Raw genomic sequence first — 11,080 nt, 5'->3', positions numbered from 1 at the left:
TTCCAAGATATAGATAAGTTTCCCCTTCAATGCCTTCTCTTTTTATCTTTTTTGCATTTATAATACTAACTTCATTCTGCTTCTCTATTATCCATTTTGCCTTTTTCTTAACTATATCTTGGAAGAGAATATAAATTATATATAGATATAAAGGACAATTATAAAAAGATAAAAGCTGAACTTTCTGAAGAAAAATTAATAGTAAAAAGTAATACTAATGATACTAAAGCAATAAAACTTGCCATAGAGAATTTTTATAGAGAAACAACTTTGAGAAAAGTTAAGGAAAGAGTTGAGTATTACCAGAAGTATTTTGATGTTAAGCCTAGAAATATAAAGTCAAAAGAACAAAAGAAAAGATGGGGAAGCTGTTCCTATAAAAACGATTTGTTATTTAATTGGAGGCTTTCTATGGCTCCGTTAGAGGTATTAGATTATGTAGTTGTTCATGAAATGAGTCATATGGTTCATAAAAACCACTCTAAGAATTTTTGGAATAAAGTAGAGAGTATTCTTCCAGATTATAAAGAAAGACATAACTGGCTTAAAAAGAATGGAGTAAGACTTTATATTTAAAAATTTAACAAGTAAATATAAAAGAATGAATTATTTAATATACTATTGGAAATAATAAAGTTTGTAATTGTTAAGAAAGGATGTGTATAAAAATGTCATTAAAAAATGCAATGACTGCAGATTTTTTAAGATCAGCTTATGGTGGAGAAAGCATGGCTCACATGAGATATACAATTTGGGCGGATTCAGCAGAAAAGGATGGATATCCAAATATAGCAAGACTTTTCAGAGGAATAGCTTATGCGGAATGGGTTCATGCTAAAAATCATTTTAATGTATTAAGAGATCAAGTAGGGGATGCCACTGTTGCTGCAGGTGCTGTATTTGGCCATACAAACATTGTTGAAAATCTTCAAGGAGCCATTGATGGAGAACTACACGAAGTAGAACAAATGTATCCTGTATATTTAGAAACAGCAAAATTCCAAAAAGAAAGTGAAGCTCAAAAATCTTTCCACTATGCACTAGAAGCAGAAAAGATTCATGCAAAGATGTTTAAAGAAGCTCAAGATAAAGCTAAACAAGGTAACGATATAGGTGATGAAGCAATTTATATCTGTCCAATTTGTGGATTTACTGAAATTGGAGTTACAGTAGATAAATGTCCAGTTTGTGGTGTTAAAAGAGATATGTTTAAAGAATTTTAATATTCTTATGTGATTCTAATCACATAATTTCCCCTAAAATTTCCTTATAATAAAAATAAATTAAAAATAGGAAAGTTAGGGAGTTAGGGAAATGAATATAAGTAATTTAGAGAGACAGCATACAGAAATAAAAGAATTATTTAAAAAAATAGAAAATTATATAAAGTCAACTAATTTAGAAGATAAAATTGATGATACGGTATGGGATATAAATACCCTTGCTGGAAAATTAAATATTCATATGAAAACAGAAGATAAGTTTTTGTATCCAGAACTTATAAAGAGCAATAATGATAAATTAAAGAAAATAGCTACTGAATATAGTGAAGAGATGGGTAATATTCATAGCATATTCACAGAATATAAAAATAAGTTTAATACAAAAAATAAGATATTAGCTAATAAAGAAGAATTTATAAAAGAAAGTCAAAAGGTATTGAATTTATTAGTAAATAGAATTCAAAAAGAAGATTTAAAGCTTTATCCTGAAATAAAAACACTTTAGGCAATTAATGCCTAAAGTGTTTTTAACATGTTCTTCAATATTGTAGTAGAATTTCTAATAGCTATTGGAAGGAATTTTTCATAATCCATATGAGCTCCGTTATTAGCATTATCTGATATTGATCTTATAACAACGCAAGGAATATTATTTAAATAACAAACATGAGCTATGCTTGCGCCCTCCATTTCACAAGATATTGCATCAAAGGTTTCAGATAACCATTTTATTTTATTAATGTTTGCTATAAATTGATCTCCAGAAACTATCCTTCCTGTAAAAGTATTTATTTCTTCTATTTCATTAGCGGCATTAAGAGCTGCTTTAACTAAATTTTCATCGCATTTAAAGGAGAAGGTGTCTAATCTTGGTATTTGTCCAATTGGATCACCAAAAGCAGAAGTATCCATATCATGTTCAACTAAATCAGTTCCTATAACAACATCTCCAGGATAAATATTTTTACCTATTCCACCAGCAACTCCAACATTGATAATAGAAGAAACCTTATATTCAGATATTAATATTTGACTACATATTGCAGCATTAACCTTACCAATTCCGCAAACTACCGCTATTATATTTTTATCTCCTAATTTTCCTTTATAAAAAGTCATATTAGCTTTTGTTGTTTTTTCTTCAACATTCATTTCATTAAGAAGAAGTTCTAGTTCTTCAGCCATAGCACTTATAATTCCAAAAGTCATTATTTGACCTCCTTAAAATAAATTTAATTAAGTTAATTCCTCATTATATTAACATATAAAAGATAGTATTTAAACAAACAAAAGCTTAAAAGTGTATTTTATTTCTTGGGAAATAATAATCATTGTATATGAACAAATTATGTTTTAAAATAAGATATAATGTTTAATAAAAAAAGGAGAGATAATTAATGCTACAACATCCGTTCTCTAGAACAGAATTACTAATAGGAACAGAAGGATTAGGAAAATTAAGAAATTCAAAGGTAATGGTATTTGGTGTTGGTGGTGTAGGAAGCTTTGCAGTTGAAGCCCTTGTAAGGGCAGGAGTAGAAAGCATTGTATTAATTGATGATGATACAGTTTGTTTAACAAATTTAAACAGACAAATACATGCTACATATAAAACAATAGGCAAATCAAAGGTAGAAGTTATGAAGGAGAGAATCCTTACTATAAATAGGAAGTGTAATGTTATTACACATGAAGTTTTTGTAACTCCAGAAAATATAAAAGATATAATTACAGATGATATTGATTATGTGATAGATGCAATTGATACTGTTTCAGCAAAGTTAGCTTTGGCACAATATTGTTATGAAAGAAATATTAATATAATTGCTTCAATGGGGACAGGTAATAAGCTGGATCCAACACAATTTAAAATTGCTGACATATATGATACAAAAATTTGTCCTCTTGCTAAAGTTATGAGATATGAATTAAGAAAAAGAGGGGTTAAAAAGCTTAAGGTTCTTTATTCAGAAGAAAAACCAAGAAAGCCAAAGGATGAAGATGTAGTTACTTGCAAAACTGGCTGTGTATGTACAGGAGGAACTAAGAAGTGTACAATTAGAAGACAAATACCAGGAAGTATGTCTTTTGTTCCACCAGTTGCAGGAATGATAATAGCAGGAGAAGTTATTAAAGAGATAATAGGTGAAATTTAGTTTTTTTAAATAAGGAGTAAGTTATTATGCAAAACAATAACTACTCCTTATTTTTATGTTATCTTTTTTTAGAATTTTCTAATCTATAGATTTTTGGAGAGATTCCTGTTACCTTCCTAAACATTTGGCTAAAGTAAGAAGAACTTGAAAAGCCTACAATTGAAGCAATATCTCTAATAGAATAGTTAGTAGTGCTTAACAAATTTTTAGCTTCTTGAATACGTTTATTTATAACATAAATTATAGGAGATATTCCTATTTGTTTAGTAAAAGTATGAACTAAGTGAAATTTATTCATGTAAGTTAAATTAGATAAAAAGTCTAGGGTTATATTTTGGGAATAATGTGAGTCAATATAATTTTTAATTTTCATACATTCTAAATTTAATTTATCCTGAGATTCTTCTACGAATTCTAGTGAAGCTGTGCTGCGTATGATGTGAGTTATGAAAAGGGTCAAAATACTTTTACAGATATTTTCTTAATTAAATTCCTTGTTTTCAATTTCATTAATTAATCTATTTAAATAAGTAAGTATTAATTCCTTGTCTTGTGAGAAGTTCATAATTTTATAAAGATTATCTTGTTGTTCATTTTCAGTTAAACTATATGTTTCAGGAAAATTTAATAATAGATTATCTATTCCTAGAACAATATATTCTAGAGGAGTATCTGATAAAGATGATTTTTCTGTATGTAAACAGTTTGGATTAATTATAATTAAATCCCATTTGTCAACGTTAACAACGGTATCATCTAAATGAAAAGCTCCTTTACCATCAGTAATAAAGAATATTTCGGTGAAGGGGTGAAAATGAGCTGTACTATGCCAATCATTTTCAAACTTTGATTTGCTTATATAAAGTAGTTCATAATTTTGGTCATAAGGTTTTTTGTTATTTATTAGGTATCGTGTAATACTCAATTTATATCCCCCAATCTATTTAGCATAATATTAATAATTATATCACAATATTAATAAATTTTATCCTAATATAACAATATAACTAAAAAATTAATATAATTTATTAACATAATGTTTTAAATTAGAAGTATCCTCCTAAAAGCTTTGATTTTACTAGGTTTAAAGCTATATACAAAGATTATCTTATATGTATTATTATTGAAAAAGTGTTATTATCAGTTTTATAATAGCAATATATATTAAAAATACAGCAAGATATTTATATAAAAACGTTTACTATAGACTATACTATGAGTGTAAGGTAAACTTGGTATAAAAAATTACAAATATTTTTGTAGGGGGAAATTGGATTTATGAAAAAGTTATTATGTATGTCGTTGATGGCTCTTATGGTTGCTAGTTCTTTTACTGGATGTGGCTCTAAGTCAACAGATGTATCATTAGATGAAACATCAGGAAAGAAAATACTAAAAGTTGCTGCATTCGAAGGAGGTAATGGAGGAGATATCTGGAGAAATCTTGAAGCAGCTTTTGAAGCTTCACATCCAGATGTTGATATTGAGTTACAACTTTCATCAAAATTAGATGAGGAATTACGTCCTCAAATGTTAGACGGAGAATATCCATATGTTGTTTACTATAATATTGGACAAAAGAGTGGATTTACTGAAACAATGATTAAGGAAGAAGCGTTATTAGATATATCAGATGTATTTGAGGGAGAATTAAAAGATAAATTAGCTGATGGATTTGCTGAAAATGCTATTACTCAACCATATGGAGATGGGTAAAACTTATTTAGCTCCAATATTCTATTCACCAACAGGATTATGGTATGATGCGGCTCAGTTTGAAAAAGAAAAATTACCTACTACATGGGATGAAATGTAGGCATATGGTGATAAATTAAAGGCAGAGGGAAAAGCATTATTTACTTATCCAACCGCAGGATATTTTGATGGAACTTTATTTGCATTATTATATCAAGCTGGGGGTTCAGATTATTATAAGAAAGCTTTAGAGTATGATGAAAATACTTGGAATTCTAAAGAAGGACAATTAATAATTGATACAGTTGCTAAATTAGTTGAATATACTTGGGATGCAACAGTTGCAAATGCAACTAGTGATGGTGGATTTAAGAAAAATCAACAAGCTGTAATAGATGGACAAGTAGCCTTTATGCCAAATGGAAACTGGGTAGTTGGAGAAATGGCAGAATCAACTCCTGAAGGATTTAAATGGGGATTTATGCCTTTACCAGCTTTTGAAGAAGGTGGAAAACGTTATGCATATACATTCTTCGAACAAGTTTGGGTACCTAAAGAAGCTAAAAATCCTGAAGATGCAAAAAAATTTATTAAGTTCTCATATTCAGATGAAGCAATTGATATTATGTTAAATAATAAAGTTCAAAATAAAGATGGAGAAATGGTTGCTACTTCTGTTGTTCAACCAGTTAAGAGTATTGTTGATAAGCTTGATGGAGATATGAAGTTATTCTATAGTATTTATGAAGAAGAAGGCGTATTACCTGCATTAGGTAATTGGGCTGCAACAGATACAATTGAAGGATTAGATTTTAATAAGGCTGTATATGGAGCAATTGATTCATTAGTTGATGGATCAATGACTGTTGAGCAATGGAAGACTCAATTAAATGATACTTTTGCAAAATGTAAAGCTGCGCTTAAGTAGTGATAATAATTATAATTATAAAACTGTAAAATAATAAAGTTATAAAGTTATAAAGTGTTAAACGGTGAGTCTTATAACTCACCGTTTAACTTAAATGGGGGGTGGGTAAATGAATAAAAGAAAGTCAGAAAAGCGATTTATTTTTGCTTGTATGGCACCAGCAGTAATACTTGTAACAATATTTATGGCAGTACCGACATTCAATGTATTTAGGATGTCTTTATATAAATGGGGAGGGATTTCTAGCACTAAAACATTCCAAGGGTTAAAAAATTTTGAGATTTTGATTAAGGATAAAAATTTTCTACAATCTATGCAGAATTCAATCTTAATTATTACTTTAGTAACAATTTTTACTTTAGTTTTGGCAGTATTATTTGCTGCAATATTAACTCAGGAGAAAATTAAGGGTGCAAATTTTTTTAGAATAGTATTTTATATACCTAATATTTTAAGTATTGTAGTTATTTCAGCTATTTTTTCAGCAATTTATGATCCGCAAGCCGGATTATTAAATAATTTATTAGCTCTTTTAAAGTTAGATAATTTAAAAAGAATGTGGATGGGAGAGCCTAATATCGTAATTTATTGTTTAATATTTGCACTTATCTGGCAGGCAATTGGATATTACATGGTTATGTATATGGCTAGTATGGCATCAATCTATGAAAGTTTCTATGAAGCATCTGCATTAGATGGAGCAGGTAAGATTAAGCAATTTTTTGTAATTACGTTACCTCTTATTTGAGACAATATTCGTACGACTTTAACATTCTTTTTTATTAGTACAATTAACCTAAGCTTTTTAATGGTTCAAATTATGACTGCTGGCGGTTCTAATGGACAAACTGAAGTATTCTTAAGCTATATGTATAAGCAAGCATATACATCATCTGCATATGGTTATGGTATGGCAATTGGAGTAGTAGTATTCACATTCTCCTTTATTTTGTCAGCAGTAATTAATAGGATTACTGAGCGTGAAGGGTTAGAGTTCTAGGAGGAAGTATATGAAAAGTATTAAAAAAGATAAAGTAAATAGCAGTAGAAATTTATATAAAATATTTATCTATATAGCTTTAATAACTTTAGCAGTTTCAATAATTGTGCCAGTTGCTTGGGTTTTTATGGCAAGTCTTAAATCTAATGCTGAATTTGTTGGAAAAGATATTAATCCGGTTGCTTTCCCTAAAAAGTTAATGTGGGAAAATTTTGCTATTGCCTTTGGAAAGGCAAAAATGGGTGAGTATTTATTAAACTCTGTAATTGTTACTGCATTATCACTTGTATTGTTATTAGTAGTAGCATTGCCAGCTTCTTACTGTTTAGCAAGATTTAATTTTAAAGGTAAAAAATTTATAAGTACAGGATTTATGGCTGGACTATTTATAAATGTTAATTATATTGTAGTTCTAATATTCTTAATGTTAAGTTCAGCTAATAAAATGCTTGGTGTAAAGTTTTTCCTAAATAATAGATTTATTTTAGCTTTGGTTTATGCATCAACAGCTTTACCATTTACTATTTATTTACTGACAGGATATTTTAAGACATTGCCAAGGGCTTATGAAGAAGCTACTTTAATTGATGGTTGTGGATATTTTAAAACAATGGTTAAGATTATGATTCCAATGGCTAGACCAAGTATTATAACAGTTATATTATTTAATTTCCTAGCTTTCTGGAATGAATATATTATTGCCTTTACATTAATGAATACAAGGAATAAAACATTACCAGTAGGATTACAAAACTTAATGGCAGTAGAAAAGACAGCAACTAATTATGGAATTATGTATGCAGGTTTAGTAATTGTAATGCTGCCTACGTTAATTTTATATATAGCTCTGCAAAAGAAACTTACACAAGGTATGAGCCTTGGAGGATTAAAAGATTAAAAGATTATAGATTAGATGAAAAAATTAGGAGGAGTATATTATTATGGCAAAGACTAGAGGAAGAGTGACTTTACCAAGTGAAAGTGATTTCCTTGAGGAAACAAAAGAATTATTATCTCGTTGGGGAGCAGATGCTATCCGTGACAGCGATGGTACAAAGCTTAGTGATGATATTAAAAAGTTAAATGCAAAGATTTATACAACTTATTTTGTTGCGCGACATCATAATGATTTTGCAGAAAAACATATGGAAGAGTGCCAACAAGCTTATTTAATGAGTCAATATGTATTAGCAACATCTGATACAATAGAAATAAGTTTCTTAGATACTTATTTTGATCAACAAGTAAAAGCTGATTATATTCATGATCCAAAGGAATGGTGGGAAGTTATAGATAGAACTACTAATGAAGTTATTCCAGTTGAGAATTGGGAGTATGATAAAGATAGAGATATAGTTATAGTAAATGGATGCACTCCTTTTCATGAATATACAGTTTCTTTCCTTGCATATTTAATATGGGATCCAACACAAATGTATAACCATATTACAAATAATTGGGGTGATAAAGTTCCTCATGATATACCTTTTGATGTAAGAAAAGAAAATGCAAATAAGTATGTTGTTGAATGTTTAAAAGAATGGTTAAAAGATAATCCAGATACAGATGTTGTACGTTTTACAACCTTTTTCTATCATTTTACTTTAATATTTAATAACTTAGGCAAAGAAAAATTTGTAGATTGGTGTGGATATGGTGCAAGTGTATCTACAGAAGCAATTTTAGCTTTTGAAAAAGAATATGGTTATAGATTACGTCCAGAAGTATTTGTACAAAATGGATATTATAACTCAAGTTTCTGTGTTCCTACAAAGGAATATCTAGATTATATGGATTTTACTCAGAGATTTGTCGCTAAAATGGCAAAGAAGCTTGTAGACCTAACTCATGAAGCTGGCAAAGAAGCAATGATGTTCCTTGGAGATAACTGGATAGGTACTGAGCCATATGGAAAGTATTTCCCGGAAATAGGCTTAGATGCAGTTGTAGGAAGTGTTGGAGGAGGAGCAACTCTTCGTTTAATATCTGATATTTCAGGGGAAAATATCGTGAGGGAAGATTTTTACCATACTTCTTCCCAGATGTTTTCCATGAAGGAAATGATCCAACTATCGAAGCTAAAGAAAACTGGTTAGGCGCAAGACGTGCCATAATGAGAAAACCTGTAGATCGTATAGGTTATGGGGGATATCCAAGTTTAGCATATAAATTCCCTAAATTTGTAGACTATATAGAAAAGGTTTGTGATGAATTTAGAGAAATTTATGATACTATTAATGGCATAACTCCATATTGTGGATTAAAAGTGGCTATATTAAACAGTTGGGGAAAATTAAGAAGCTGGCATGCTTATATGGTTTCTCATGCATTATATTGTAAACAAATTTATTCTTATAACGGAATTTTAGAAGCCTTAAGCGGGGCTAGTGTGGATGTAACTTTCATTAGTTTTGATGATATTAAGGAAAATGGAATTCCAGAAGATATAGATGTAATAATAAATGCTGGAGATGCTTACACTGCTTTTTCAGGAGGAGATATTTGGAAAGATTCTGAATTTGTAGCAATTATTCGTGAATGGATTTATAATGGTGGTGGATTTGTTGGAGTTGGTGAACCAACAGCAGTTGAAAATGGTGGACACTTCTTCCAATTATCAGATGCTTTTGGTGTGGATAAGGAATTAGGATTTACATTACACACTGATAAGTATTTCCATACACCAGTTGAAAAACACTTTATTACAGAAGATATAGTAGAGGATTTTGATTTTGGTGAAGGAATGAAGAATATTTATGCTACAAAAGCTTCTACATAAATAATTGTTTATAGTAATGGGGAAGTTAATATGGAAAGTAATGATTATGGAAAAGGAAGATGTGTTTATATTGCTGGACTTCCATATTCTCAGCAAAATACTCGTATATTAATGAGATCTTTATATTATGCTGCTCATAAAGAAAATGAATTTAAGAAATGGTATGCTGATAACTTATATTGTGAAGTACATGCATATCCAAGCATAAAGAAATATGCTATTTTAAATAATACAGATAAGGAACAAGTTACAAATGTCTATGATGGTGAAGGAAATAGAGTGGAAGTTACTTTAGCAGCTGGTGAAATCAGATGGATAGAGATGTAGCCTATGAGTACAGCAGTAAAAATTACTATTAATATTATTGCTTTTATAGTATTTTTAGGAATGATTATTGTAGGGCAAAAAAATATTGGAGTTCCAGGATTATGTGTAATGTTAGCTGGTCTAACAGGGCTTCTTACTCAATTATTCTTGTATAATAAAAAGCATAAATAATATCTATGTAAATATAAATAAAAAGAACTCTATTAAACTATAATTAATATAGAAGGTAGAGTTCTTTTTTATTAATAATATTGATATATAAAAGTTATAAAAATATGTAATGTTTAATAAATAAGGTTATAGAAATTATAATTTTATATGGCAATATCCATTTGGGTTTTTCTTTAAGTATTTTTGATGATATTCTTCAGCTTTATAATAATTAACAAGAGGTTTAACTTCAGTTACAATTCTTTTTTCGTATTTTTTTTGTTCTTCCTCTTTGCTTTTTAATATAGTATCTAAGTCAGCTTCATCTAAATAATAAATTCCTGTCCTATATTGGCTTCCAACATCATTTCCCTGTCTGTTTAAGGTAGTTGGATCTATAATTGACCAAAATTCCTTAAGAATTGTCTCAAGAGATACAATATTTTCATCATAAGTAACTAAGCATGTCTCAGCAAAATATGTATTGTTATTACAAACTTCTTCATAAGTAGGATTTTTGGTTCTTCCATTAGAATAGCCCACTTCTGTTTCTATAACGCCGGGAATTCTTGATAAAAATTCTTCAACTCCCCAAAAACAGCCCCCAGCAAGAACTATTTTTTTCATTTGCTCATCTCCTTTAAATGTAGATTTAAAATGATTTAAATATATTATACTCTTAAAAAGTATTTAGTAAATATTTATTTAAAGGATATTTTTATTTCTATGTTTTCTTTTATTAAACTTGATAAAAAATTTTGAAGGGATATTTTACTTTTATTTAATGCTTCTTCATATATTTCATTACTTTTTAGCCTTTCT

The 11,080-nt window shown here is 29.1% G+C and carries 11 protein-coding genes and 4 pseudogenes; 11 read left to right on the top strand and 4 right to left on the bottom strand.

Annotated elements, in window-relative coordinates; translation table 11 throughout:
• Nucleotides 1-126: 126 nt before the first annotated feature.
• The 3 genes and pseudogenes from KQI16_RS09820 to KQI16_RS09810 all read left to right on the top strand — a co-directional run.
• Nucleotides 127-576: pseudogene (locus KQI16_RS09820) on the top strand (M48 family metallopeptidase); the annotation flags it as partial.
• 92 nt (nt 577-668) lie between these two features.
• Entirely contained in the window at nt 669-1,223 is a 555-nt protein-coding gene (locus tag KQI16_RS09815) for a rubrerythrin family protein (protein WP_216433998.1), read from the top strand.
• A gap of 91 nt (nt 1,224-1,314) precedes the next feature.
• Nucleotides 1,315-1,728: a hemerythrin domain-containing protein gene (locus KQI16_RS09810; protein WP_216433996.1), complete on the top strand. Its 414-nt coding sequence runs from the start codon at nt 1,315-1,317 to the stop codon at nt 1,726-1,728.
• Nucleotides 1,729-1,739: 11 nt separating this feature from the next.
• Here KQI16_RS09810 and KQI16_RS09805 read toward each other — a convergent pair whose 3' ends face one another.
• Nucleotides 1,740-2,432: a 5'-methylthioadenosine/adenosylhomocysteine nucleosidase gene (locus tag KQI16_RS09805; protein WP_216433993.1), complete on the bottom strand. Its 693-nt coding sequence runs from the start codon at nt 2,430-2,432 to the stop codon at nt 1,740-1,742.
• Between the two features lie 188 nt (nt 2,433-2,620).
• Between KQI16_RS09805 and KQI16_RS09800 the strand changes: the two genes are divergently transcribed.
• Nucleotides 2,621-3,379 (top strand): tRNA threonylcarbamoyladenosine dehydratase, encoded by a 759-nt coding sequence (locus KQI16_RS09800; RefSeq protein WP_216433991.1) that lies wholly within the window; start codon nt 2,621-2,623, stop codon nt 3,377-3,379.
• A 58-nt stretch (nt 3,380-3,437) separates the two neighbouring features.
• On the opposite strand, the gene KQI16_RS13260 is transcribed toward KQI16_RS09800, so the two are convergent.
• Nucleotides 3,438-3,752: a helix-turn-helix transcriptional regulator gene (locus KQI16_RS13260; protein WP_442861807.1), complete on the bottom strand. Its 315-nt coding sequence runs from the start codon at nt 3,750-3,752 to the stop codon at nt 3,438-3,440.
• Nucleotides 3,753-3,860: 108 nt separating this feature from the next.
• Nucleotides 3,861-4,304: a cupin domain-containing protein gene (locus KQI16_RS13255; protein ID WP_330654203.1), complete on the bottom strand. Its 444-nt coding sequence runs from the start codon at nt 4,302-4,304 to the stop codon at nt 3,861-3,863.
• Nucleotides 4,305-4,657: 353 nt separating this feature from the next.
• On the opposite strand from KQI16_RS13255, the gene KQI16_RS13090 reads away from it, so the two are divergent.
• The 7 genes and pseudogenes from KQI16_RS13090 (at nt 4,658) to KQI16_RS09770 (ending at nt 10,279) form a co-directional block, all read left to right on the top strand.
• Nucleotides 4,658-5,095, top strand: coding sequence for an extracellular solute-binding protein (locus tag KQI16_RS13090; RefSeq protein WP_286173043.1), 438 nt, complete (start codon nt 4,658-4,660; stop codon nt 5,093-5,095).
• Nucleotides 5,064-5,195, top strand: coding sequence for a hypothetical protein (locus KQI16_RS13085; RefSeq protein WP_286173042.1), 132 nt, complete (start codon nt 5,064-5,066; stop codon nt 5,193-5,195). Before KQI16_RS13090 ends, KQI16_RS13085 begins: the two co-directional genes overlap by 32 nt.
• 15 nt (nt 5,196-5,210) lie before the next feature.
• Nucleotides 5,211-6,002 (top strand): annotated as a pseudogene (locus tag KQI16_RS13080) (carbohydrate ABC transporter substrate-binding protein); the annotation flags it as partial.
• Nucleotides 6,003-6,111: 109 nt separating this feature from the next.
• Nucleotides 6,112-7,002 (top strand): annotated as a pseudogene (locus tag KQI16_RS09785) (carbohydrate ABC transporter permease).
• A gap of 10 nt (nt 7,003-7,012) precedes the next feature.
• Nucleotides 7,013-7,900, top strand: a complete 888-nt coding sequence (locus KQI16_RS09780) for a carbohydrate ABC transporter permease (RefSeq protein ID WP_216433989.1) — start codon at nt 7,013-7,015, stop codon at nt 7,898-7,900.
• A gap of 43 nt (nt 7,901-7,943) precedes the next feature.
• Nucleotides 7,944-10,108 (top strand): annotated as a pseudogene (gnpA, locus tag KQI16_RS09775) (1,3-beta-galactosyl-N-acetylhexosamine phosphorylase).
• A 3-nt stretch (nt 10,109-10,111) separates the two neighbouring features.
• On the top strand, nt 10,112-10,279 hold the full coding sequence (locus KQI16_RS09770; protein WP_216433987.1) for a DUF6903 family protein: 168 nt from the start codon (nt 10,112-10,114) through the stop codon (nt 10,277-10,279).
• 135 nt (nt 10,280-10,414) lie between these two features.
• Here KQI16_RS09770 and msrA read toward each other — a convergent pair whose 3' ends face one another.
• A complete protein-coding gene (gene msrA / locus KQI16_RS09765) occupies nt 10,415-10,885 on the bottom strand; it encodes a peptide-methionine (S)-S-oxide reductase MsrA (RefSeq protein ID WP_216433985.1) in 471 nt (156 codons plus the stop codon).
• Between the last annotated feature and the right edge of the window lie 195 nt (nt 10,886-11,080).

Source organism: Caproiciproducens sp. MSJ-32 (genome assembly GCF_018918055.1).
GTDB lineage: Bacteria > Bacillota > Clostridia > Clostridiales > Clostridiaceae > Clostridium.
Note: the sequence above shows the minus strand (reverse complement) of the source record. Positions and strands in the feature narration are given on the sequence as shown.

Coding starts and splice junctions, on each gene's coding strand:
- KQI16_RS13085 (WP_286173042.1), top strand. CDS start 5,064: ATGCTATTACTCAACCATATGGAGATGGGTAAAACTTATTTAGCTCCA.
- msrA (WP_216433985.1), bottom strand. CDS start 10,885: ATGAAAAAAATAGTTCTTGCTGGGGGCTGTTTTTGGGGAGTTGAAGAA.
- KQI16_RS09815 (WP_216433998.1), top strand. CDS start 669: ATGTCATTAAAAAATGCAATGACTGCAGATTTTTTAAGATCAGCTTAT.
- KQI16_RS09810 (WP_216433996.1), top strand. CDS start 1,315: ATGAATATAAGTAATTTAGAGAGACAGCATACAGAAATAAAAGAATTA.
- KQI16_RS09770 (WP_216433987.1), top strand. CDS start 10,112: ATGAGTACAGCAGTAAAAATTACTATTAATATTATTGCTTTTATAGTA.
- KQI16_RS13090 (WP_286173043.1), top strand. CDS start 4,658: ATGAAAAAGTTATTATGTATGTCGTTGATGGCTCTTATGGTTGCTAGT.
- KQI16_RS09805 (WP_216433993.1), bottom strand. CDS start 2,432: ATGACTTTTGGAATTATAAGTGCTATGGCTGAAGAACTAGAACTTCTT.
- KQI16_RS09800 (WP_216433991.1), top strand. CDS start 2,621: ATGCTACAACATCCGTTCTCTAGAACAGAATTACTAATAGGAACAGAA.
- KQI16_RS13260 (WP_442861807.1), bottom strand. CDS start 3,752: ATGAAAATTAAAAATTATATTGACTCACATTATTCCCAAAATATAACC.
- KQI16_RS09780 (WP_216433989.1), top strand. CDS start 7,013: ATGAAAAGTATTAAAAAAGATAAAGTAAATAGCAGTAGAAATTTATAT.